The following is a 25,508-nucleotide window of genomic DNA, read 5'->3' on the forward strand; positions in this document are numbered from 1 at the left end:
CCGATTGATTCCAATCGGCTTTTTCTTTGTTTTCCGTATCTGGCTCTCGTGACTTAAACGGCTTGATAGTGCTCTATGATATGGGCAACGGAGTTAGGTTTACCTTGTTTCTCCAACCCATAAGAAATGCGTTGGTAGTGTGCCAACGTACGTTGTTTATATTGTTCGATAACACGCTTATCTTGTTCGCTATTCGCTAGCCAAATCTTGTTGCCGACTGCTGATACCTTATCGCTTGGCGAGTAAGTGTGTGCTAACTCACTACAATTTGGTTGATAAGAAACATGCAATATTTCGTAAAAACGTCGGTTCTCTTCTACGAGCTTTTCATCGATCATCGAGAAATCACCTTTCCCGAGATATTCACGCAACTCAAACAGTTGATGTACCGGACACAGCAGAAAATCAAAGGACATATTCGGGTTATTTGAAATGACCGCCTCGATTAACGTTTGGGTTAGTTCTCCCCCGACACCTGCAATCACAACCAAGTGTCGTTCGCTGTACTGATTAAGCGGCAACTGACTGACATCCATGCAGTGCACATGCCAGTGCTGTGAGATGTGATTATCTCGGTTTGCCAACTGATCAGGAGAAAAATGTTGAGTAAGGGTTGCTTCGAGCTCCGCCATTAGATCAGGAACAATATCGACAAAATGGATGTGTTCCGCTTTTTGCGCCATCAACAGGTGTATACCGAGATGACCGTGATCGCAGCAGCAATCCCATATGTGGTCATAGGGTTGGGTGATTAGATCACTGATTGATTGAAGTCGATGGCTAAGCTTTATCATGAATGGTATCTGTCTATTGAGCGAACTGTTTTCTTCGAGGTGAACGAACTAGGTGGAAGGGCATTGTAGTCGGTTTTAGAAAAAACAAAAGCACCGAACGAGGTGCTTTTGTGTTTGCTTGTTTTACCAATCTATGCGGCGGCAATAGAGACAGGATCAGTGACCGATTGAGTTTTGAAATAGCCCTCAACGCGGTTTCTACCAAGTTGTTGAGCAATCACTTTGGCTTGTTCGGCGAGCGCTAATGCAGATTCCGATTCCCCTTCCAGTGAAGAAAACCCAATGCTGACATTGGTTGAAAGATCAATATCTGGTGTTCTTAGGGGATCCGAAGCAATGCTTGCCCTACATTGGTCTAGTTGGAGCTTTGCGTCATTTTCATCGTTGGCCTTAAACAGAATCGCAAACTCCTTTCCACCAATACGCGCTAAGCTCAAACTCTTGGGTTTTGGAAAATGGGAGCGAATCGCTTCTGCCGTGTGTTTGATTAAACGATCCCCAATGGCGTCGCCATACGCGTTGTTAAGATGCTCGAAATGGTCAATGTCCAAAAGAGCAACAAACGTATCCGGCTCATTGAGATGAGACGACAAGGCGGTATTGAAGTTATTCTTGTTGTCGAGTTGGGTCATGAGGTCTTTGCAACTGAGTTGATGATGCAGCAACAGGTTCGCTAAAGAGGTTTCGGCTGCTCGTCTAATCATTCGCAGAATAGAACGATTAATTGGTAGCGCACTATTAATGTAGAGTACGGCTAACAGCTGATTGCGTGAATGCAGTGGGATACAGTAGTGGCGCTGAGTGATTTTAAGGCTACGAGCGAGTGAGTCAGCATATTGGCCATTTCGATAGATCAAACTGCTAGGTTGAAAGTTCTGTGCCAGTGTTTGGTTGGTGTGAACTACGCTCTTGTTTCCATGGTAATCAAGTGTGCTAAAAGTATGGTTGTTGGAGTCGTAAAGACAAAATTGAATGCCGCTGTTGTAGCTGAAGCTGCCAACGACGGATTTGAGTTGGCGTTTGAAACTCGCAATATCGTCCACCTGATTAAGCAATGAAAGTGCGTGGTTAAGTCGATGAATCAGATAGTTAGCGACGACCCAAAGCAGTAGCAACGACCCAAGAATAATTGCGGTTAAGGTAAACTGATGGGAGTTTGTGAGTATATCTTGACGATCGGTACCTGCAATAAACACCCAGTTGAAGCTGTTGTTCGCGTCATAAACTGAGACTTTAAAGTGGTCTTGATAGTAGTACTCATGTTGGCCAGATGTCTCGCCTTGCGAGAGCTGATGACTGATCCCTGCGTGGTAACTGACGGATTTAGTCCCAATGCGCGTTGGATCAGGGTGGAATATCAGCCTTTCCGTTGCGCGGTCGATGACAAACAGATACCCATTGCTCAATGTTTTTAAGTCACGTAAGCCTTGAGTGGTGTGCAGTAGGTCGAATTCAATCCATATCTCTTGGGGACGATCTGAAATGGTGTGTTTGACAGCAAATACCCAGCGACCATCGGTTTTCTGGTATACCGACGAGATATAAAAATCGTCCGTTATGCTATCAATTTTGCTCCATTTGAGTTGATTGAGTGTAGATGAAGGCAGCGATAAACCACGACTCGAAAAGTACTGATGCGTGTCTAAATGGTATAAAACGATATCGGAGAAGTTCGGGGTGCGTTTGAGGATGTTCTCGCTCAAATTGATGAAAGCGCTCTTTGAGGCGGTGTGTCCCTGTTTTAAGCTGGTTTCGAGGAGGTAAAGTTTGCCAAAAGTCGCTTCGATATTGGAACGGATGATAGAGTTACCAATCCGGATATTCGATGCGGATTGCTCTCTTGCAGACTCCTCCATCCGCTCGAGTTGCGCAGCCGCTAAATAGATCATTCCCCCTGTTAGTATGATGATATAAGGTTTGAAAAGACGAATTAATGTTTTAGGTAAAGCCATGATATCCAAAGACGTTATAGATTCATTTTTATAGTGGCAGCATACTAAACAGTTTTCTTAATCACATCAATGCAAATGATTCCATATAAATAAAACGAATTTGTGATATTCACCGAATAAAAAAACCAGCTATAAACATAGCTGGTTTTTATATAAATCGGTCTTATATTGAGCGAAAGACTAGGGTTAATCGCAATTCTCTTTGTCAGGCGCAGTAAAGTGCAAAATAGCCATTGAAGTGGGTGAGAGCAGCATTTCACCTTCAGCAGAGCCCGGTTTCACATTGTGAGAGCTGGTATCACAAATTGTTACCCAGTTCTGTTCTCTATCGCATGGCAATTTGAAGCGGGCAGGGGCATTGGTTTGGTTGATCAGGTAGATCATTTCATCACCATCGTCACCGATACCCAGGTGGAGAGCTACCGAACTCAGACGGTTCCAGTCATCATGCTCCATTAGCGTGCCATCAACACGACTCCAAAAGATTCGGTTAGAGTTACGCTGTTCTCCGCTAAAAGCTTTTATGAACGGCACCATATACTCTTGGCGAGCTGCGACCATATCAGACAACCACTGCTTGAAGTCGGATTTTCGCTCACTCGGCTCCCAGTTTAACCAGCTTGTCTCACTGTCTTGGCAATATGCGTTGTTGTTGCCCTTTTGGGTATGAGAGAGCACATCGGCCGTTAATACATGCGGAATACCAAACGCGAACAGCAAGCTCGACATGAAGTTGCGTTTCTGCTTTTCACGGGTATCGATGACCAAAGGGTTTTCAGTCTCACCTTCAACACCGTAGTTTTCAGAACGGTTGTCACCGTGGCCATCACGGTTGTTTTCTCCATTCTCTTCATTGTGTTTATGCTTGTATGAAACAAGATCTTGCATGGTGAAGCCATCATGGTAAGTGATGTAATTCACTGTGAGTTTGTATGGCCAATGAGCTGCACTGTAGATGTCACGAGACCCCATAAGGCGCGTTGCAAACTCTTTTAAGTAACCTTGATCACCGCGCCAGAAGCTGCGAGTGATATCGCGTAGTTTGTCGTTACATTCATTCCAACCAAGTGGGAAATTACCAACTTGATAACCGTTCGGTCCAATGTCCCATGGTTCAGCAATCAGTTTGGTCTCTTTTAATACTGGGTCTTGAGCTACCGCTTTGAAGAAGGCGGCATCAGGGCTGTATTGATCGCCTTGGCGGCCCAAGGTCGCGGCTAGGTCGAAGCGGAAACCATCCACCTTAAATTCCGTTACCCAGTAGCGTAGCGTATCCATCACTAAGTTGAGTGATGCTTGATAAGTCAGGTCAACGGTATTACCACAGCCAGTAAAGTTTGCGTAGTGACAGCCGTGCTTGATGTAATGACGGTGATCGAGTGCTTTTAGGTTAAAGGTGCAGCTACCTTCACCTCCCTCAGCTGTGTGGTTGTAGACCACATCAAGGATCACTTCAATCCCGTTACGGTGAAGTTCTCGGATAGCGGTTTTAAGCTCTGTCACGGCGTCTTTTTCTGCGTAACGAGGGTCTGGTGCCATAAATAGGTATGGGTTGTAACCCCAGTAGTTTACTTTACCCATATCTAGAAGATGCGGTTCGTGCATGCAGGCAGCTATCGGTAAAAGTTGCAGAGAGTTGATGTTCTGTTCTTTATAAAAGGCGAGCATCTCTGGGCTAACCAGACCCATGTAGCGGCCCTTATCGCTGCTTTCTACTTCTGGATGAAGGTTGGTGAGGCCTTTTACGTGAGTTTCGAATAAGACGGTTTCTTCGCGGCAAATCTTAGGACCTTCGATACCTTGCCAATCAAATTTGTCGTCTGTCACGACACACTTTGCCATACCGAAACTCTTTTCCGGCGTATAAGGTGTTTGATAGTGCAATGGTTCACTTAATGCCTTGCCATAAGGGTCAGAGAGAAGCAGAGAGCCCTCTTCTGTTTCAGCAATGAAGCCATACTTTTGACCTGCAGACACACCTTCAATAAACGTGTACTTAATGCCGGCGTATTCGTTTTCTAATTTATAAGTGACAAATTCATCGTTCTCATCAAAGAGAGCGAGAGAGAGATTTGGACAGTCAGGGGAATAAATAGAGAAGTTACAGCCAGTGTCATCTAGGGTTGCACCGAGTGGATATGGGCGTCCGAGCGTTCTAGTCATTGCTTTATTTCTTATTCGTTAAACAGCTTTGGTGAACTATTAGTAAAAAGCTTTGTCTCTGTAAGGTCAAGCAACTTCAAGAAGAATTTATTGTTAAAAAAATAATTTACCGATTAAGTTCAAACAATATATTTGAGCTGGATCTCATTTGATATGAATAATTAGATCTGTGTGCTGTCTACTCCTCCTAGATTAAGTGATCTAACTCTTCTAAACACCGTTCTGTATAATTTCTACTCCCTTCTCATCCCCCTTAATTTAGTTAGGGGTGGAGGAAGTCAAACTAGTGCGCCCCCCTTAATATTGACCCCGTTGAAACGAATCAGGGGAAACCCTAAACCTCTCTATCTTACGTCCGCCATTACTGCCTTTGGCTGTCGCAAGAGAGCAAAAATATAAAACCTAAAAATAAATCGTCCTTAATGGAGTTAAGAATGAAAAAAGTAAGTTTGATTGCTGCTGCAGTGACTACAGCACTAATGGCTGGCGCGGCATACGCTGAGAGTGAAGTTGCACTTGATGTAACAAGTGGTGACTCGGCAATGGAAGTAGAGGTGAAAAACCCTACTGACGTAATTGCTGATGGCTGGGAAATTCACGGTTACATGTCTTCTAATGTTCGCGTTGTTGACGGTAAAACAGTTGATACTGAATTTGGTAAACCAGACTACAAAACTGCAGGTACTCACGGTAAGAGTACTAACCAAGTTGAGTTTGTAGTTAAGAAGCACTCTGAATACCAAAACGGTGTATGGGCGGACTACGTTCTACGTACTGAATATGGTAACGGTAACTCTTACGCTTACACTTCTTCTGGTAGCCAAAAAGACAACACGACTGCACAGTTTGAAGTAAAAGAAGCGTTTGTTGAGCTAGGTGGCATTCTTGGCGAAGACACGTCTATCTGGGGTGGTCAACGTTTCCTAAACCGTGCAGCAGGTATTCTTTCTGGTGAGTTCTGGAAACAATCTTCTGGTATCGGTGCGGGTATCCAAACTAAACTAGGCGGCAACACTGCGGGTATCGCTTACATGATGGCAGATACTGACGACTCAATTAACAATGGTGCAGATCGTGCAACTCTATCTTCTCTAGACCTATACTACTACGGTGTAGATGCTGGTATCGGTTCTCTAGACTTTGACTTAAAATACGGTCAGCAAGCGCTAGACGGCGAGAATGATGATGGCTTCGGTGCTTCTGTAACATTGAACACTAGCTACTACGGCCTAGACGGTTGGACACAGAACGCGATTGCTTACGGTAAAGGTGTAATGCAAAACCGTGGTGTTAACTTCGGTGGTTGGTCTGGCGGTGATGATAACGCTGAATCTCTATTCCTAACTTCTTACGGTGTGCTTAACATTTCTGAGCGTATTCAATTAGGTACAGAAGTGACTTACTTCACAGCTCTTGACCAATTGTTTACTGCTGAAGGTCTAACTCGTTACATCGTAGCAGCTCGTCCTTCTTACAAACTAAATGACAATGTTCGTCTAGAAGCAACTGCATCTTACGGTCATGAAGAAGGCGATGAGGGTTACTGGGGCCGCACTGGTGATGCTGTTGAAAGCAACATCATCAACCTAGAAGTTGCAACGGCATTCACAGCGAACTCTGACTACTTCGGTCGCCCACAAGTAAAGCCTTACATCAGCTACATCAAAGCTGACGATGAAGCGAGTGCAGCACTAATCGGCATCGAGAATGGTAAAGACCAATTTGTATTTGGTGTTCACACTGAAATCTGGTTCTAAACCATTTATAGTAAAGGGCAGCCAGTTGGCTGCCTTTTTCCGTTTCCCCCTACTAACAACCAATAGTGAGAGAGATTACAATGACAAATAAAAGCTCCATGTTAGCCGTTTTACTAGGTGCCTTGCTAAGCGGTTGTGCTTCAGATGCTCAAGTACAAACAGAATTAACGCCCCCAACTAACGCAGAAGTATGCTGCAGCGATTTTTCGCAATTTCCATACGCTCAACTCAATGATAATGAAGAATTAAAATTTGATATCGACTTAGGCTCGCCGGTCGGTACATTTACAACAGGTAACAGCCATTTTGCTGCGTTTCGATTCAGCGATCGTTCTGCAGAGATGCTAGTGACGCTGTCTAGCTTGATGATTGATGATTCGGTGTTTGCACCTGAAGCGATACTGCTGGATGAAAATTTTCAACCAGTGAAAACATTGAAGTTTGAAGACTTTAAAGTTCGCGCATCAGATGCCTTTACACGTACAAGCTATATTGAGCGCTTGCGTATTGATGCAAGCAAAACACCATTTTTGGTTGTCTACACCCCAGCTGATGAGCTCGGCAAACAGATAAAAGTTGACCATCCTGCCAAGGTGCGTGCTAAAGAGTTTGGTGAAGTGATGCCGATGGTGACTGATCCGGTTTATACCAATCAACTTGGTGGTCGCCTAGAGCTAGAAGTAGAGACGCTTAAGCTTCGCCCTTACCGCGCTCAACCTGTTGTAGCGCCTGCTGCATTAGCTGCCGCGCCAGTCGTTGCTGAAACGAAAAAGTCGACAACGCAAATCCGAGTTCAGCAAGAAACTCAAGATTTCTACATCTCTGCGATTCAAAATGCAGTGAAATCGGGCGATGTGCCGAAAGCGCTAAGCTTGCTAGATGAGGCAAAAGCACTGAATGTCGAAGGGGCACAAGAAGCCTTTGTACGAGCAGTCAACGCCAAATAATTAAATACAGATAGCGCCTAATACGGGCGCTATTTTTTTGTCTAGAGTTAACGGTTTTTGGTATGACACAAATAGAACAAGACGACCTACTATTAATAGAGGCGTTCCCCATGCCTCAGTTGAAGCGCACGCGCACCTTACGAATTTACCTCCCTTACGATTACAAAACATCCGATAAACGTTATCCAGTGCTCTATATGCACGACGGTCAAAATGTGTTTGATGAGATCACGGCGACTTACGGCATGTGTTGGCAGGCGAAAACGACACTGGATGAAATGCAACAGCAAGGTGAAACGGATGGCATCATTTTAGTGGCCATCGACAGTAGTGACGAGCTCGATAAGATGGGGCGTTACAATGAGTATTCTCCTTGGAAAGCCACGAGCCAGATCAGTGAGTTTGGTATTCCAGACGAATTCTGCGAGTTTGGTGGTGAAGGGGATAACTACGTCGACTTTATTGTGGATACATTAAAGCCATACATTGATCTCAATTACCGAACGCAACCGCAACGTAGCACGACGTATTTGGCTGGGAGCTCAATGGGAGGGCTGATCAGTTTATATGGTGGTGGAAAACACCAACATGCTTTTGGCGCGCTTGGCGTGTTCTCCCCTGCGTTTTGGTTTAACCACGGCGAATATTTCAATTATGCCTCTGGCTTGGAGTTTGAACTTCCCGTTAAGATTTATATGGATATGGGGACAAATGAAAAACGAGACGATACGAATGTCGACTTTGCTAAAGTGTATTTAGATGGCTCTCGTTCTATAAATGAGCTTTTATTAAATAAAGACAATGTCTCGCTTATTTATATGGAAGCAGAAGGGCATGAACATAATGAAATCGCTTGGGCGAAACGCTTTCCCGATTTTATTCGATTTATTGTGAACCATTAAGAAAAAGCCTGAACAATATAGTATTATAAAACACTTGTTCAGGCTTTTTTTATTTCTTATTAATCTTTAGCTACTGCTAACTCCTGATTTTCCCTTTTACCGCGCAAATAGTCTTGATTCAGAATACTATTATGGGCAATGGAAAACTCTGGCATCGCAAATTCAAGCCCTTCTAATAATTCATAATTTGGTTGATTATGAATAGTGATCACCGTCTTAGCGTTGTTTGCTGTGACTTCGCCACTCTCTTGGTTGATCGTGATCTCTAGATCGATCGCAAGTGGAGACCGAATTTCTGCGTATTGGCTATTATTGATATCTAAGGTTAAAACCAGTTCGATATCAGACATCGCTTCAGACTCTTCACTCGATGTGAAAGTGTAACGTGCGACCTCATCGTTTAATGAATAACTCAGGACAACTTGTTTGTTTTTCCCATAAGGTAGCGATGCATCAAATTGCGTCCACTGCTGAGGCAGCTTAGGTGCAATATTAATGCGGTTATCCAGCAGTTGAGGGCGGTAGCCTAGGTAATCTTGCTGAGCGTTTCTCGCGTACTCTGATACCGACCATGCCTGTGCAAAGGTGCCAGATTCAACCAATTTGCTGTTGTCATGTTGGTAAGCATCTAAGTTTTCACTCATAGTGCCACGGCAACCTTGATTCAGGATCTGCTTGGCAAGGTTCTTAGACAGTTGGTAGCTAAAGTCTTGTTGCTTGTATCGAGTTAACGCCGTGACGGTAAAGCCGGCATTCCAGCCCCAGATCGTTCCATTGTGATAGGCTGCATCTTTATGATATTGGCTTTGATTGTCATGATAAGGGTGGAAGTCTACATGTTGTTGCTGCAAAGAACAGATACCCCAAGGGAACAGCAACTTATCGACTGCATTTTTGACGATCTGTTGCTCAATGTCTGGCGTAGTCAGAGATTCTTGCTGCGGAATTGATATGGTCATTAGTTGGTTTGGCCTAACGCTATAGTCAGGCTTATCGCCATCGGTTAGGTGATCCGCTAAACAACGTTGCTCTGAGTTCCAAAATTGACTGATAAAGCTCTGTTTGACTTGGGCTGCACGCGCTTGCCAGTGCTTTTTGCTCTCATCATCGTCACCAACCAGCTCCGCTAAGGCCATCGCACAATGCAGGCTCTCAAACCAAAGTGCTTGAATATCGTTGGCTTTTGGCCCTCTTGGTGACCATGGGATCGCACCGTCGATTTTAGCATCCATCCAGGTATCAGGGTGGCGGTGGCTCATCAGTCCATCTTGCGCAAGGTAGTGTTTTTCAACCCCGGAGATAAAACGCTTTAAAGCTGGATAGATGGCTTTAGCAAAAGCTTCATCGCCGGAATAGTTAATGTACTCCAGTGCCTCGCGAATCATCCACGGCGTGCCATCTGTGGTGTTATAGATGATATTGGTTTTACTAGTGACTCGGTTTGGAATTCGGCCAAAGTTAACCGAAGACTCATCGGTCATCTGCATTGCGGCAAAGTTCTCAATAATGGCTTTCGCTTCTTCGAAAAAACCGTTAACTAAACTGGTACCAGATAGCGCGATAAAAGTATCCCGTCCCCAACAATCTTTAAACCAAGGTAAACCAGCCCAAATACCCGTACCAAATTCGTGACTGACAAAAGTGCGACTGGCTAAACGCGCCCACATCACCGCTTTGTTGTATTCAACATCATTGGTCCACAAGTAGTTGTTACATAAGAAGTGATAGATCGATTGTTGATGACTGACGAGTGCACTTTTTTCCGCTGCGTTCTTAGCCATGTTTTGAGCGTCGGAAAGCTGATGAGCAAAACTCAAATACACCACTAACTCTGTTTGTTCTTCCTGGGTTGAGAACAGAAGGTTAAGGTTATTTGAAGAGAGATGCATGGGCTCTGCAATGGTACGGGCATGCTGTGCTGAAAGTTCCTGAATGTGTACCGGGTGATTGGCAATCAGCGAGACAAACTTAGGGCACCCTTCAGGACAAATTTGGTCATCCAACTCTAGGATAATGTGATCGGCGGATTGATGAACCTGAACATAGTGACTTGGGATATTGAGCTCAGGTAGCAGACTTAATGTCTGTTGCGTATCGCTTTTTACGGAAAGGGCGATCTGTCTTTTCTGTTGCATCAAGCTTAAGCAATCTTGGCTCGATGAGTAGTGATGTTCCAGCCCGTAAGGCATCAAAGACGCTTGTTTAGCTTGAGTTTTGTCATTGATAACCTGATTGATGAAGCTAGCAAAACCTCCAAACAGCCAACCTTGATGATGGCGATATTTGCCGCTGTTTACAAAAGTGTGGGTGGTGCCGTGATAGTAGCCATCAACGTTGTCGCCAAACACGAAAGTAAACGGGGTTGCCTCGGTAATTGCGAGTTGTGCAAATAGTTCATCGGCTTCTAACGCAAAGCTAGGCTTTTTCCACTCTAGTTGCTGAGCTTCGGTCGCCTTCAATGCAATATCAATAGTCGGTCTATCTGTCTCTGCTTCTGACTTCTGCTCACCTTGTTCTATGGTCATGGCAGGTGTGCCGGATGTGAAATCAATGGTCACTGTATAGTGGCCTGCGGCTTGTGGTGTGAATAGAAGATCGTTACCAATGCCTTGAGTGTTAACGAGTGATAACGCTTCTTCTAGGGAACATACTGTGGCTTTGGTTGAGTGGCCTGATAATGTCCATTGCTTGGTGCCATCGAGGTCCGAGATTTTGAAGCGGTATTGATCTGTCGAGAGGCATAACGTGGCTTGAAGCGTATGGTCGTCGATTACTGAAAGTGGGGTGTCGAGTCCCCAGCCATTAAATGTACCTTTTAGGTAGAGTGTTGGGATTTGCATAGAATGAAGGTTCCAAAACAAAAAAAGGCACAGCAAACTGCTGTGCCAAAGGACATAGGATATTAATTATGGAATGGTTTACTTAGTAATTTGTTTTGCTGCTGTGTCTAGTGCTTCGCGCACGGTTTGTTTGCCTTGCATAGCGTTATCAATCGCCGCGCCCTCAGCGAACCAGTAAGCGGTCATTTGTGGGATGTTTGGCATGATTTCACCGTTTTCTGCGTTAGTCATTGTCGACTTGATACGCTCGTCACTCTCAAGAATTTTTTGGAATGACTTTAGCGTTACCGCACCAAGAGGCTTGTCATCGTTCATGATTTTTAGCGCTTCGTCTTGGAATAGGTAGTTTTCTAAGAACTCAACTGCTAGGTCTGTGTTCGGGCTCGAAGCGTTGATACCTGCACTTAGGATACCTACGAATGGGTTACCTTTACCGCCGTTCAGTGTTGGCAGTTCAGCAACGCCGTAGTTTACGCCTAGTTTGTCTAGGTTACCCCAAGACCAAGGACCATTGATGGTCATCGCGACTTCACCTTTCGTGAACTCAGCTTCTGACACAGAGTAATCCATGTTTGGATCAACAACGCCTTGGTTAACCATGTCCACTAGGAATTGTAGGCCTCGAACACCCGCAGCGTTGTTCACGCCAGTGCTTTTCGCATCGTAGCCAGTTGCTGTTTTCTCAAATGCAAATGCACCACCTGCTGAGATCATTGGCCATGTGAAGTAGGCGTTTTTCACGTCCCACATGATGGCTTTTTTGTTCTGCTTCGCCATCTCTTTTTGAATGCTAGCAAGCTCTTCCCAAGTTTTTGGCGGCGTTGGTAGTAGGTCTTTGTTGTAAATAAGAGAAGGTGCTTCGATAGCTAATGGGTAACCCACCACTTTGCCGTTTACTGTTACGGCATCCCAGCTGAAGTCTACAAGCTTATCTTTAAACTCTTTGCTTGGGTTTAGCTCGTGAAGTAGGCCAGCTTCCGCGTAACCACCAAAACGGTCGTGTGCCCAGAAAATGATGTCTGGACCGCCACCTGTTGCAGCGTGTTGCTGGAATTTTGCTTCTAGAGAATCAGGGTATTGAACTTTAATCGCAACACCTGTGTCTTCTTCAAATTGTTTACCGATTTCAGCAAGGCCAGCATAGCTCTTGTCGCCGTTGATCCAGATTGTGATTTCGCCTTCTTCCATTGCAATAGCCGGTGCATTACATAGAGCAGCAAGAGTACAGATTGAAAGTGTTTTTAATAGAGGTTTCATAGTCTTGTTCCATATTAAGAAGGTTATCCGTAACGGGAAACGCTTCTACCAGTTCTTATTATCTGCTGAAAATAATATCGACTAATTTAGCCTTTGAGAAATAGGTAAATGCACGCTTGATATAGTAAAAAACTATAGCAAAACTGATATGGCGCTGTTTTACAGGGAATAGCCATGGTTTTGTGAAGTGGCGCGTATAGAGAAATGTGAAGGCGGGCTCAAACTATTTTGGCCTGATGAGGCCCCTAAAAAGCTAAGCGTTAGGTTGCTTAGGTTGAGATGGGGAAGGTTGCGTAGAATAGATGAATTTGGGCAATAAAAAAGGCAAGGAGAACCTTGCCTTTGGTGTGTTGAGATCAACGCATGGTTACAGTTTTACAGCGAATGATTCATACGGTGCCAGCTCAAGTTTGGCTGACAGCTCAGTGACCGATTGATAGTTATTGATTAGACAATCAAGTGTCTGAGTTTGGTACTGCTCAGGCATATCCAGTGTTAGGTTGTCGTTTGAGAAGTTACAAACTACAAACAGCTTTTCGCCATCCAGTTCTCTGACGTAGGCAAAGACTTGGTCATGCTCTTCAAATACCGGAGTGAATGAACCATAAACGATAGCAGGGTGTGCTTTGCGTAGCTCAATTAGTTTTTGGTAATGGAAGAAGATTGAGTTTGGATCGCTTAGTGCACTCTCTACGTTAATTTCTGGGAAATTCGGGTTAAGTTCGATCCAAGGCGTCCCTTCGGTAAATCCACCATTAGGTTTGTTGTCCCAGTGCATCGGCGTTCTAGCGTTGTCACGGCTGTTCTCGTGAATCGCGCCCATCATGTGTTCATGGGTTACGCCCGCTTCTGTTTTTACTTTGTAGAAGTTGTGAGTCTCGATGTCTTTGTATTGTTCTAACGTATCGAAAGCAACGTTGGTCATGCCGATCTCTTCACCTTGGTAGATGTAAGGTGTCCCTTTTAGGAAGTGCAGACACGTCGCGAGCATTTTCGCTGACTCAATGCGATACTGCTTGTCGTCACCATACTTAGAGACTAAGCGCGGCAAGTCGTGGTTGTTCCAAAATAGCGAGTTCCAGCCATCGTCAGCCAGTTCTACCTGCCACTTGGTGAGTACGTTCTTGAATTCACGCAGGTCGAGCGGGATTGGGTTCCACTTGTCACCGTTTTCCCATGTAAGAGTGATGTGCTCAAACTGGAACACCATTGAAAGCTCGTCGCGATCTTGTGCGCTGTATAGCTTGGCAATTTCTGGTGTTGCGCCCCAAGTTTCACCAACCGTAAGCAGGTCTTTACTACCAAAAGTCGCTTGATTCATCTGCTTCAATAGCGAGTGAAGACGGGGACCGTTGCCAGTAATGCCTTTATCAATCTCCTTACCAATCAGATCAATAACATCAAGACGGAAGCCCCCAATACCTAGGTCAATCCACCAGTTCATCATTTGGTGGACTTCCTCTTGTACTTTAGGGTTTTCCCAGTTTAGGTCAGGCTGACGTTTTGAGAATAGATGGAAGTAGTACTGCTCCGTTTGCTCGTCCCACTGCCATGCGCTGCCTCCAAAAATCGATTGTTGGTCATCTGGTGCGCTACCGTCTGGCTTTGCATCACGCCAGATGTAGTAGTCACGGTACGGATTGTCTTTTGAAGAGCGAGCCTGTTCGAACCAACGATGTTCATCAGATGTGTGGTTAACCACAAGATCCATGACAATCTTAATATCACGTTTCTTCGCTTCATCCATTAAACGCTTCATGTCTTCCATGCTACCGAACTCTTCAGCGATCGCTTGGTAGTCTGAAATGTCATAACCGTTATCATCCATTGGAGATTGATAAACCGGTGATAACCAAATGACATTAATACCAAGTAGTTTCAGGTAATCCAGTTTACTGATGATGCCGTTTAGGTCACCAATACCGTCGTTGTTCGAGTCTAAAAAGCTGCGAGGGTAGATTTGGTAGACTACCGCGTCATGCCACCATTTTTGTTCCATTGTACGATCTCACTTATTCATTTCACTCTCGCCACTATAGAGATTTCGCTTGCCTGTGGGAAATAGTGAGAATAGTGCTCTCTATAGAAAAATCCTATATCATTAACATTTGAGGCGTGATCCAGTCTTAGGGCATTAAAACTGTTGAATTTCTAACCTCGCATTTTGTGATCCGATGCAAATTAAGAGAAGACGATGAACAAACTCTACCGATATTTTTTGATGGTTGCGCATACAGGCAGCATTAAAGGCGCTGCGGAAAAGCTCAATATCAGTCAACCATCGCTCACCGCTGCGATCAAGAAACTTGAGAATGATATCGGTGTGCCAATCTTTATTCGAAAGTCAAAAGGGGTCGAGCTTACCGAGTACGGGTTACTTTTTCGTGAACACGCGCAAGAGCAACAGGAGAAGCACCTTTCGTTGATGCACCGCTTTACTGATATGCAGCAGCGCCAGCTCGGTAAGTTAAAGCTGGGAACAGGTGAGGCATGGTGGGAACAGTTTGTTCGAGATGCAGTAGCAACCTACAAAGAGCAAGAGCCATCGGGGTCACTTCATCTTGAGTTCGGCAATAACCTCTCTTTGATGCACCACTTGGTTCAAGGCGATATCGATCTGTTTGTTGGTCACGAAATCTATGGTTTGCATGAACGATGCAAGGTGACCTTTTACCCGCTATTTAGGGATAAAGAAGCGATGTTTGTCAGATCGGGTCATCCGTTGTTGGCTCGTAAGAAGTTGAACTTTGATGCCTTAGAAAAAGAGTCTGAAAACTACCCTATCTTGAGGGTAACCCCAGACCATTCAAGGCATAATTCGGTGTTAAGTGATCATATTAATTCTCAAATCATGACCAAAGAGAGCGAACATTTGGGTCGAGATATATACGATGTGGACTCTCTATCGGCCAGTATCGATCTGTTGAAAATGACCGATGCGGTTATGCCATACAGTCACACTATGTGCCAGTGGATGGAACAGCAGGGTGTTGAAACTCTGTTGGTGAACAACGAACGTCTTGGTAATGTTGGGTTGTATGCTAAGCAGGGCGTGAAAGATAAAAAGATCGAAGCGTTTATCGAGATTCTACAGCAACACTCTTACTCATGAACCTGTGTTTCAATGAACCTGAGCTTCGAATCTTGCTTTTAAACGAGTAGAAAAAGAAAACGCTGACCTAAGTCAGCGTTTTTTGTTGGTTCTCAGCGAGCGGTTATTTAGCCGCTGCGATAGTCACCTGTTTCGAGATGATATCGAATGTCACTGTGTAGGTGCCTTCATTTGCAGGCGTAAAGGCAAGGTTGCCACCATTGTCAGTAACGGCAAGTGAACCTTCCGCAACCACGATATCGCTGTAGCCGTGTTCACACTGTCCCCAATCGCCACAAGTAAACTTGAACTGAAGCTCTTGGTTTGCAGCCAGCTCTGCAGTGGTGAAGCTCACCATTGTTGCGTCTTGCGCATCCGTGGTCATCTTCTGTGCATCGTCGTGGCCCCAGTTACCTGATAGGGTACCTGGAATGTACCAAGTTTTTCCTTTGTAGCTTTCGGATAGCTTAGCATCAACAATCACTGGTTTTTCTACATCTGAGGCATCTAGCGAAAACTCATACATACCCATATCAGTGAAGTTTGAAGGGCAATCCTTACCATCACAGCTAATTTCCGAGGCCCAGTCACCGTGTGTGAATTTGTAACCAGTATCAGACGCTAAACCTAACTCAATAGTGTACAAACCACTGTTGGTGTATGGCACTTCAATAGCCGCAGGATCCCAGCTTGCTTGCTCGAAGCCGCCAGCAATGTACACCTTAGTTTTACCAAACGGTGGTAAGTCTGCTTTCTTCTCTGCAACTGGAAGACCTAGGCCGCGTTCAGAACCTCGTGGTTGAACGAATACTGCGGTAGACCAAGCTGGTACTGAGAACTTGCCTTCAGTGAATGATGCATTTCCTGCAATACCGTTATCTTCGTGTGCAGCACTCAGTTCAAAGCCAGACAGAACAATTGGCTTGCTTTCGTGGTCAACGAAATCACCGACTGTTTGTGTCTCTGGGGTTGCATTGATGATAACGACAATTGCATCCACTGAGCTGTCGATATCGGCGGTTTGGGTACTGCCGTTATCGATGGTCATTGCAATTACACCCGTTGTTTGGCCTTTACCCGTATTACGGAAGTCAACACGGTTGATGATCTCTTGCGCACTTGGCAGCGTCATTAGATCCGAAGCCGAACGAAGCGTTAACAACTCTTTGTAATTGTTGTACATGCGCTCCATATGCTGAGCTTGAGGCTGAGAGTTTACATCGGCTGTTGCGCGAGCGATCTGGTCGTAATTACCTGCGTCTTTGTCTTTTGCTGGCAGACCCTTGTTCCAGTTACTGTCAGCAAGAGTGAAGTCAACAAGGTTGTACCAATCACCGTAGTCGTACGAGTCACGTTGCATCGATTTTGAACGCAATAGCTCGCCACCCATATGATTGAACGGCATCGCCTGACCGAGTAGTACTGTAGACATACCAATGGTCTGCATTTGAACACGTACATCTACGCTAGCATCTTCCGATACCTTGTACATGTTGATGTCCCAGAACGTTTGGTTATCGTGTTTTGATACGTAGTTCTGTACTTCCCATGGTTGCTCTGCGTAACCCGCTTCTTGACCGTTATAGTCGATTGAAGAACCCACTTGCGTGTTGCCTTCGAAGTCGACCATCTTGAAGTCTTTCAAGTTACCCGCCATGCCCAAGCGAGTCAGATCGATTTGGTGCAGTGCGCGTTCTAACTCAACATCAGAAACATTGCCTTCATCATCGGCCATCAGCTCATTTGGCAGTGTTGCCGCGCCCGTTGCGAAGCCTTGGGTTTTACGAATCGCGTCACCTCCATCGAATGGGCTACCACCACGTACTGCATCACGTAGGCGGTCCGAGAACGAGCCAATACCTGTACCACCAAGGTTAGGTTGTGTCGCTTGAACAAAGCGGCGGTTGTTTTCAACTTCACCAAAGTTCCAACCTTCACCGTAGAAGTAAACCTCAGGGTTCACCTCACGAGCTGCTGCAAGTGTTTGTTGCATTTGAGACAGTGGGTGGTGGCCCATTAAGTCCCAACGGAATGCATCAATCTTGTATGCTTCAACCCAAGTTTGAATCGAGTCATCGATTAATTTGGCAAACATTGCATGTTCAGGTGCGGTGTTCTCACAACATGTTGATGTTTCGACTAAACCTGAATCTGGAACCAAACGCTGGTAGTAGAGTGGAACGACCTTATCGAGAACGGATTTGTCGTTCATGCCAGAAGCGTTGGTGTGGTTGTATACAACGTCCACTACGACATTCATACCGACATCTTCTTTCACAGATTTCACCATTTCACGGAACTCAAGGATACGTGTGGTGCCTTCTGCATCGGTTGCATACGAGCCTTCAGGAACTGTGTAATGGAATGGGTCGTAGCCCCAGTTGTATGAATCGACAGAACGTACATACTCGTTCAGCCCTTCAATAACTGCATTGTCTTTGGTGTCCGTCGCTTTTAGGTCTTCGAACGCTTCTGCAATTGTTCCACCACTTGTGCAGTAATCACTGTAACGTTTGTCGTTTTTGATCGATTCGTTCAATGAACACAACTTGCTAAATGGTTCGTCGATGTTGGCGACTTGGTCTGGATCTTCGTTGATGGTTGCGATGTCAAACACAGGCATTAAGTGTAGGTGAGTCATGCCCGCATCACTAAGCTCTTTGAGGTGGTTCACTGGCGCTGAGTTTTGCTCAGTGAAGGCTAAGTATTTGCCTTTGTTGTCAGTGCTTTTATCGCGAGCTGAGAAGTCACGAACGTGTGATTCGTAGATCACCATATTCGCCAGATCACCGTTATCAGGATCTTGTGAGTGAGGGGTTTCTAAACTATCCCAACCTGCTGGCTTAAGTTCATCGGAATCAAGATCGACGGCTTGGCTGTAGAAAGAGTTCATCGACAAGCTGACAGAGTATGGGTCTGTCACTTCGTAGCTGTAACCTTTCTGCTCTCTTGGTTGGAACACTTTCATCGCGTAGCGGTAGAATTTGTTATCAACCGTGTCTGTTTCGACTTCAACACTCCAACTACCTGACGCTGTGTCTTCTGTCATAGTGTGGCGCGCTGCCTCAGATTTATCGCTGTTGTAAACAACAAGCTCAACTTCAGATGCCGTTGGTGCCCATAAGCGGAATGTTACGCCATCATCACCATAGATTGGGCCATAGTCGAGTTCAGTAGCGGATTCAGCAAAAATAGCATCAAGAGCACCTGCATACTGCACGGCGGTAGACGAACGAAGTGCTGCGGCTTCTCCCTCTGCACCATCAGATGATGCGAGTGCGATTAAACTGCCTTTCATAAGAGAAGCTAATGATAGGTCTGTAGGCAGTTGTGGCAGTTCAAATGCTGGGTAGTCAGCTAAGTGAGGGAACTTGGTTTTTTGCTCGTCAGTGAGTGTAGTTGTGGTCAGTTTGATTGATGCACCGCTAACAACACCCTCTTCAGATACTTGATATTCGCCGTTAGAGCTGAACATGATCTGAACTTGGTCAGCGCCTTTACCAGCACCCCACACCAGCGTCTTATCATCAATTAGAATTGCACCGACACTATCGATAGTGAATTCTGAAGATGGGCCTGCAACCTCAAAGGCTTCGCCTCGTGTCGCGTACGCTTTCGCACTACCCGACATGTAAGTCACTGCTGGGTTATCTGCTTGGCCAGAAATGTCGATAACTAGGTCGGCACCAATCAGTTTATCTTTGTTGGCGTTACGGAAAATAAGGTTGAAACATTGGCTAGCGTCATCGGTAACTGGAACGTACCAAACTGGGCCAAATTCATCGGAGTCATCCGGCGTTACGCTAGTGTCTTCCCAATCTTCGTTGAAGTAATCTGGATTACCCGCTGCACATTTAGAATCATTCCAAATGTGTAGGTTTAGGTTACCGTAGCCATTCTTATCTGCACCTTCTTCTTTTTTATCGCCTAGAGGATCATAAAGATGAACGGCGAAATGGTCAGCTGGTGGTGTAGGCAGTTCACCTGGTGGCTTAGCTTCAGGGAGTTTTACGTCGGTGCCCGTTTGGTCAAGCCCGTGGCCTTTAAGCATAGTATCTTGACGTGAACCAGACACTTTGTCGCCTTCGTGGGTGACACCGACAGACTTACCAGCGTCTGCAGCATCTAAGCTAATGCTGGCTTGATCTGATGTCCCATCCGTGATTTTGCAACTTCCTGTTGCTTCACTTGCAGCAACAAGCCACATAGGCCCAAATTTGTCAGACGAGGTTGCGGTGAAAGATTTGTCACCACAAACAAGAGTCCATTGGCTAAAGTCTGCCGTGCTATTGGACATTCTCGCAATGTTCGATGTGGTATCGGCAATGTAGCTTAAGGAGATCTGGTCTGCACTTGGAGTCGGTGCTGCGCTTGGTAGGTCGACACTCGGTGCAAGCTCGACTTCACCCGGTACTGACGTTCCCGGTGTTGGTGCAGTGTAGTTACTTTCGTCGTCATCTCCACAAGCACTTAAAGCACCAGCAGCCAGGATTGGCAACATAGCTTTTGCAAGGGTAGAGAGTTTAAAGTTTTTTGTATTCACGTGTGATATCCATATTAGTTTTATTCTCGATGAATATCCTAATGTTGAATATGGTGATCTATTTGTGAGCCTTATAAATAAAGTTATTTAAAATGCGGAAATTAAAAGTAATTAGTGTAAGAATCACATTTTGTATTAGGTCAAACGATAATTAATTGGATCGACAACACATAAAATTAGTGATTATTTAAAAAGGGCGTAGAGGGGAGGATGAGTAAATAGGATGAGAACTCAGCCTAATTATTGTGAGATTACCAGCGCTTTATTTGCAACTTAATAATCATTAAAAAAAAAGAGCCGTTTGGCTCTTTTATAATGGGTCATAAATATAAAGTTATTTGAGTTTCAAAACCCAAGCTAATGCGGCCAGTGGCTGCAACTCACAACTGAAATAGCCAATACCATTATCGACGGTGAGAGATTGCGTTTCCAAACCTTCAATTTTCTCTTCCAAAGAGTAAGTCCCATCGACTAAATTCATTTCTGAGATATGCTCAGCTGGGATGGTCACTTTAATCGACTCATTGCCTTGCGCCGCAAAACGACTGGTCGCGATAATTAGCTCACTCGCGTCATATCTTAAAAAGGCGTGGCTAGCGTCAGAGAGCTCGCCGTTGGCAAACAGATCGACGTACTCGCCAGTCAGTGAAGAGTGCTCTAATGTGAAGTTCATGACGCGCTTATAGAAATGACGTAATGCGGTTTCGTTCTCATTCAAGAGCCCGCCATCAAATTTGCCGCTGTTCATCCATTTCTGGTGTTGCGGAACGCCAATGTAATCGAAGATCGAAGTGCGTGATGGCTGTCCAAACCCTGCGTTCTCCGCTCCAGCTTCACCGACTTCTTGACCGAAATAAAGCATAGTCGGAGAGCTGCTGATTAGAGCACTCACTAACATTGCTGGCCTTGCTTTGTCTGGATTGCCAGCAAACTCGGGAGAGGCGATTCGCTGCTCATCATGGTTGTCTAAGAAGTGCAGCATATGATGCTCAATATCCTGCATCTTGTTTTGGATATCATGGATAATCGCAGTTGAGGCTTTGCCCTGCATGATCGCTTTTAGGCCGTCATAGAGGTCGACTTTGTCGTAGAGATAATCCATTTTTCCGAGGCGAATGTAATCACGGTATAGATCTGGTTGGTAGACTTCTGCCATCAGGAATGCATCGGATTTACGCATTTTAATTGACGAGTTCAGGTAGCTCCAAAACTCGACAGGTACCATCTCCGCCATATCGTAGCGGAAGCCGTCAACGCCTTTCGCAATCCAATAAAGTGCGATATCACGAAACTTAACCCAAGAGCTAGGTACATCAAATTGCTGCCAGTAATGATAGTGCTCGACGTAATCTTTATCTTCATAGCCTAGAGGGAGTTCAGGGAAGTCTTTGCTGCCGTCTGGCTTAATGCCGTAGTTAATTTTTACTGTTTCATACCAGTCGTCAAAGTTCGGTTTAGCCAAGCGCGAACCATTTCCCGTCCATTTAGCGGGCTTTTCTATGAATGGTGTCTCTAGGCTAGGGTGCGCTTCTCCACCAAGTGGTGTGAAGGCTGGCTCGATGTCTGGGAGCTCAAATTGTGAGCCAGGGATATAGTAGAAGTTATTCTCTCGGTGGTATTCAACACTGGTGTCGTCATTGGCACCGAAGTCTTCCACACCTACAGGATTATGACTACCGCGATATTGGCGTGCGACGTGGTTTGGTACGATATCAATGATAACTTGCAACCCATTGTCGTGGCTGCGTTTAATAAGAGCTTCAAACTCTTCGACACGTTTCTCTGGGTCATCAGCCAAGTCTGGGTTGACGGAGTAGTAGTCCTTTACTGCATAAGGAGAACCCGCTCGGCCTTTTACTACGCTTGGGTGATCTGGGGTAATTCCCGCTTCTTGGTAGTCGTTGATCACCGCATGATGAGGAACGCCGGTATACCAAATGTGGGTGATGCCAAGGTCTTTAATTTCAGAGAGTGCTTTATCGGTGAAATCACTGAATTTGCCGACACCGTTCTCTTCAATCGTGCCCCAAGGTTTATTATTGGTATTTTGGTTGCCAAACAGACGTGTAAAGACTTGATAGATGGTATGTTTTTTATTGTACATGGTTATAATTCCTTAACTTCCATCATGTTATGTAGGGATGAGGCAAGTAGGCTAGCGCAAATAACTGCCCAATTACTCATCCTTTTAATAAGAATTCAGGGCGTAGTTATTAAGCTTCGTGAGCTGCTGCGCAAAAGGGGATAACCTTGTCATCATCATTGAAAATCGTCTTTACTTATCTCTTTGTTGTGAGCCTATCGAGCGCATTTTATTCAAGCTCAAAGCTGATGCTTTTAAGTTATATATTGATGAGCATTATTACTTATTTAACTTACGCAAAAGATAAGCGTGCGGCAATAAAAGGGGAGTGGCGCGTACCGGAAAATACACTACATTTTCTTGAATTATGTGGTGGTTGGTTAGGTGCGTTGATAGCCCAGCAGCAGTTTCGACATAAGACTCAAAAACAGCCTTTTAAAACGGTGTTTATTATCTGCAGTGGCCTTAATGTTTTGGGGTTTGTGTGGACATTAACGCCTCACGGACAGTCTATTCTGGGACCGCTTCAAGAGGCGCTATCGAGGTTGTTTTAGGTTAGGTTTGGAATAATTTAAAGAAATCTGCGCTTAGATCATTGGTACGGTCGAAACCAACAGCAACAGAGCCATCGCGTAATTGAAGCCTTTAATGCGCAAAGGGGTCGTTAACCAATGCTGTAGCTGTTTCCCTGCTGCGGTCCAAAATGTCACCGATGGCAGATTCGCAAGTGTAAAGATGGCAGCGATGATCGCGAGCTCAACCCAAGAGCTTCCAGTGCTATAAACGGAAATCGCCGTTAATGCCATCGACCAACCTTTCGGATTAACCCACTGAAAGCTTGCCGCCGCTAGAAATGACATCGGTTTGTAGCTCTCTTTCTCTTCTGCTTTGCCGCTGTTTGCAATCTTAATCGCCAAATAAACAAGGTAAGCCAAGCTTAGGTATTTCAATACTTGGTGAATAACAGGGAAGCTGTGGAACAAACCCATTAAACCAAAGCCGACCAACAATAGCATAATGGCAAAGCCGAGGGCGATACCGAGCATATGGGGAATGGTTTTGGTGAATCCCACGTTTGCACCCGAAGTCATCAACATGATGTTGTTTGGTCCTGGTGTGAAGGTCGAGACAAACGCAAATAACGCGAGTGCAGTAAGTTGTTCAAAAGGCATGGCGTTGTTCCTAAATAGTGAAAATTACAGTTGTGTCTGACCGGTCACGATTCATACTAAGTGGAAAGTCGGGCAATTATGTGCTTTTATTCGAGTTAAATTCACCAAATGCACAATTAAATTCAGCTATGGATAGATTTGACGAAAGGATATTGCTTGAGCTTAAAGCGGACGGCAGAGTCTCCAATATTGAGCTATCTGAACGCATCGGTTTGTCTCCGTCTGCGACTCTGCGCCGCGTTCAGGAATTAGAGAAACAAGGTGTCATTCAGGGCTATCGTGCAGTGCTTGATAACACTTTGATGGGCGTTGGCTTTATCGCGTATGTGTCGATTGGCTTATCAAGCCACAGTAAAGCAGCGCAGCAAGAGTTTGAAGATCACGTCAGCTTGGAAAAAGAGGTAGTCGAATGCCACAACATTACTGGTGCGAATGAATACCTTTTGCGGGTGGAAACTCAAGATCTTCCAAGTTATAAGAAGTTTCACGCTGACGTGCTGGGTGAGTGCCCTCAAGTACAGTCCATCACAACCATGGTGGTGATGGATACGCCGAAAGATGAACGATAACCGAATCTATTTTCTAGAGAGAGCCATGTGTTAAATACTAACCAATTACTTCTATTCCTCGATGTCGTTCAGCAAGGATCGTTTACCAAAGCGGCAACGTTGCATGATATGGACAACTCGTCACTGTCGAAGCAGATCAAGCGTTTGGAAGCTGACCTCGGTGTACAGTTGCTCAATCGATCGACACGATCATTTTCTTTAACCTCGGCTGGTGAAGAGATCTTAGCGCAAGCCCGTGTCCTGCAAGATACCTTGAATCAGATTCAGGGGATTGCTGATTCGTACCAGTCAGAACCCAAAGGGGTGCTGCGAATTACCTCACCAATCTATTTCGGCCAGCAGTATTTGCAGCCGATCGTGACTCAGTTTATGCGTCGCTATCCTGATGTTCAGATTGTGCTCTCTTTGGACGATAAGATTGCCAATATCATCGCGGGTAAGATCGATATCGCTTTTCGTTTCAGTAAGTTGGTTGAATCGAACCTTATCGCCAAGAAAATCGCGGACAGTCATTTTATGCTGGTGGCATCTCACGACTTTGTTGCCGAGCATGGTGAACCTCAAACACCACAGGATCTATTGTCGCTGCCGGCGATTATTTATACCAATGGTGACATGACACTCGATCAGCTGCGTATAAGTGAACAACCCAATGGTGACACCTTCCAAGTGCTTTCACTGCAGGGTAATTACAAGGTGAGTGATGTACGTACGATAGTGTCCGGTGTGAGTGATGGTCTAGGCTATGGGTTGTTGGATCAGTCTAATCTGCACGCACCAATGAAAGAGCTTGGACTCGTCCAATTACTGCCTGAGTATCGGATTTCAACGGAAGAGACCGCTATTTATGCCGTTTATCCACATAGAAAGCAGACAAAACTGGTCAAGGAGTTCATCAGTAGTGTTCAAGAGTACATAGGCTCGCCGACGATCTGGGAAAGAATGCAGAGCGAATAGCCACAATGTTGCTGAAACGATCAATTTGAGCGGTTCGAGGGATAGGCTTCGAGCCGATTTTTTATATTTGCCGTTTATGAGTGGTTTTGAGGTGTCGATTTACAATGTAAAACTGAGCAAAAATGAGGCGTAATCAGACGAATAAAGATGACGCAGTTAACCTGTAAGTTACGGTGTCACTTTTGGGTGTTGGTGTTATCGAATAAAACTAGCAGATTGCCGATAAGCGAAACGATAGCGCAGTAACACTTTCGCGAAGCTGAATAGGGAAAAGTGCCGGGAGTGGGTATGATGGATGAAAGCAACCAACGGTGGTGTGGTTATTGTGAGTGGCTTTACCTAGCCAACAATTTACGATGGAATCAATATCACGCCACCTAACAGCATTTCATTCTTAAAGAATCGGTTTAGCTTCTTATGGCATAAGAATCTTGAGATACTAAACTCACTATGGCTAATGAATAGATACGTTTTTTTAGTC

The 25,508-nt window shown here is 45.1% G+C and carries 16 protein-coding genes; 7 read left to right on the forward strand and 9 right to left on the reverse strand.

All coding sequences use genetic code 11. The features are described from left to right. Positions 1-53 precede the first annotated feature (53 nt). From L1D60_RS02385 to glgX, 3 genes are all read right to left on the reverse strand, one after another. A complete protein-coding gene (locus L1D60_RS02385; RefSeq protein ID WP_239840429.1) occupies positions 54-791 on the reverse strand; it encodes a tRNA (adenine(22)-N(1))-methyltransferase TrmK in 738 nt (245 codons plus the stop codon). A gap of 134 nt (positions 792-925) precedes the next feature. Beyond that, on the reverse strand, positions 926-2,683 hold the full coding sequence (locus tag L1D60_RS02390) for a diguanylate cyclase (protein WP_239840430.1): 1,758 nt from the start codon (positions 2,681-2,683) through the stop codon (positions 926-928). Between the two features lie 249 nt (positions 2,684-2,932). Beyond that, complete coding sequence (gene glgX / locus L1D60_RS02395) at positions 2,933-4,909, reverse strand: glycogen debranching protein GlgX (RefSeq protein WP_239839567.1); 1,977 nt, start codon at positions 4,907-4,909, stop codon at positions 2,933-2,935. A gap of 434 nt (positions 4,910-5,343) precedes the next feature. On the opposite strand from glgX, the gene L1D60_RS02400 reads away from it, so the two are divergent. The 3 genes from L1D60_RS02400 to L1D60_RS02410 all read left to right on the forward strand — a co-directional run bounded on the left by L1D60_RS02400 (position 5,344) and on the right by L1D60_RS02410 (position 8,515). Next, positions 5,344-6,666: a carbohydrate porin gene (locus L1D60_RS02400; RefSeq protein WP_239839568.1), complete on the forward strand. Its 1,323-nt coding sequence runs from the start codon at positions 5,344-5,346 to the stop codon at positions 6,664-6,666. A gap of 80 nt (positions 6,667-6,746) precedes the next feature. Continuing rightward, positions 6,747-7,613, forward strand: coding sequence for a MalM family protein (locus tag L1D60_RS02405; RefSeq protein ID WP_239839569.1), 867 nt, complete (start codon positions 6,747-6,749; stop codon positions 7,611-7,613). A gap of 62 nt (positions 7,614-7,675) precedes the next feature. Next, positions 7,676-8,515 (forward strand): alpha/beta hydrolase-fold protein, encoded by an 840-nt coding sequence (locus tag L1D60_RS02410; protein WP_239839570.1) that lies wholly within the window; start codon positions 7,676-7,678, stop codon positions 8,513-8,515. A gap of 59 nt (positions 8,516-8,574) precedes the next feature. Here the strand turns inward: L1D60_RS02410 and L1D60_RS02415 are convergent, their stop codons facing one another. The 3 genes from L1D60_RS02415 to L1D60_RS02425 form a co-directional block, all read right to left on the reverse strand. Beyond that, positions 8,575-11,355 carry an amylo-alpha-1,6-glucosidase gene (locus L1D60_RS02415; protein WP_239839571.1) on the reverse strand — a complete coding sequence of 927 codons (2,781 nt, stop codon included), beginning with the start codon at positions 11,353-11,355 and terminating at the stop codon, positions 8,575-8,577. A gap of 78 nt (positions 11,356-11,433) precedes the next feature. Next, complete coding sequence (malE, locus tag L1D60_RS02420) at positions 11,434-12,612, reverse strand: maltose/maltodextrin ABC transporter substrate-binding protein MalE (protein WP_239839572.1); 1,179 nt, start codon at positions 12,610-12,612, stop codon at positions 11,434-11,436. A 367-nt stretch (positions 12,613-12,979) separates the two neighbouring features. Next, positions 12,980-14,611 carry an alpha-glucosidase gene (locus L1D60_RS02425; protein WP_239839573.1) on the reverse strand — a complete coding sequence of 544 codons (1,632 nt, stop codon included), beginning with the start codon at positions 14,609-14,611 and terminating at the stop codon, positions 12,980-12,982. 195 nt (positions 14,612-14,806) lie between these two features. On the opposite strand from L1D60_RS02425, the gene L1D60_RS02430 reads away from it, so the two are divergent. Continuing rightward, complete coding sequence (locus L1D60_RS02430) at positions 14,807-15,724, forward strand: LysR family transcriptional regulator (protein ID WP_239839574.1); 918 nt, start codon at positions 14,807-14,809, stop codon at positions 15,722-15,724. 103 nt (positions 15,725-15,827) lie between these two features. Here L1D60_RS02430 and pulA read toward each other — a convergent pair whose 3' ends face one another. Both pulA and L1D60_RS02440 read right to left on the reverse strand, forming a co-directional pair. Beyond that, positions 15,828-20,246: a pullulanase-type alpha-1,6-glucosidase gene (gene pulA / locus L1D60_RS02435; RefSeq protein ID WP_239839575.1), complete on the reverse strand. Its 4,419-nt coding sequence runs from the start codon at positions 20,244-20,246 to the stop codon at positions 15,828-15,830. Between the two features lie 334 nt (positions 20,247-20,580). Next, positions 20,581-22,350 (reverse strand): alpha-amylase family protein, encoded by a 1,770-nt coding sequence (locus tag L1D60_RS02440; protein ID WP_239839576.1) that lies wholly within the window; start codon positions 22,348-22,350, stop codon positions 20,581-20,583. Positions 22,351-22,496: 146 nt separating this feature from the next. Between L1D60_RS02440 and L1D60_RS02445 the strand changes: the two genes are divergently transcribed. Further along, a complete protein-coding gene (locus L1D60_RS02445) occupies positions 22,497-22,883 on the forward strand; it encodes a DUF1294 domain-containing protein (protein ID WP_239839577.1) in 387 nt (128 codons plus the stop codon). Positions 22,884-22,916: 33 nt separating this feature from the next. Here the strand turns inward: L1D60_RS02445 and L1D60_RS02450 are convergent, their stop codons facing one another. Then, the gene (locus L1D60_RS02450; protein ID WP_239839578.1) at positions 22,917-23,501 is read right to left on the reverse strand and encodes a LysE family translocator; all 585 of its coding nucleotides are present in this window, start codon (positions 23,499-23,501) and stop codon (positions 22,917-22,919) included. Positions 23,502-23,629: 128 nt separating this feature from the next. Here L1D60_RS02450 and L1D60_RS02455 point away from each other — a divergent pair, with 128 nt between their 5' ends. Both L1D60_RS02455 and L1D60_RS02460 read left to right on the forward strand, forming a co-directional pair. After that, positions 23,630-24,070, forward strand: coding sequence for an Lrp/AsnC family transcriptional regulator (locus L1D60_RS02455; protein ID WP_032550543.1), 441 nt, complete (start codon positions 23,630-23,632; stop codon positions 24,068-24,070). Positions 24,071-24,097: 27 nt separating this feature from the next. Next, positions 24,098-25,027, forward strand: coding sequence for a LysR family transcriptional regulator (locus tag L1D60_RS02460; RefSeq protein ID WP_239839579.1), 930 nt, complete (start codon positions 24,098-24,100; stop codon positions 25,025-25,027). The last annotated feature ends 481 nt before the right edge of the window (positions 25,028-25,508 follow it).

Origin of the sequence: Vibrio sp. Isolate30 (assembly GCF_022397975.1) — a bacterium.
Taxonomy (GTDB): Bacteria; Pseudomonadota; Gammaproteobacteria; order Enterobacterales; family Vibrionaceae; genus Vibrio; species Vibrio fortis.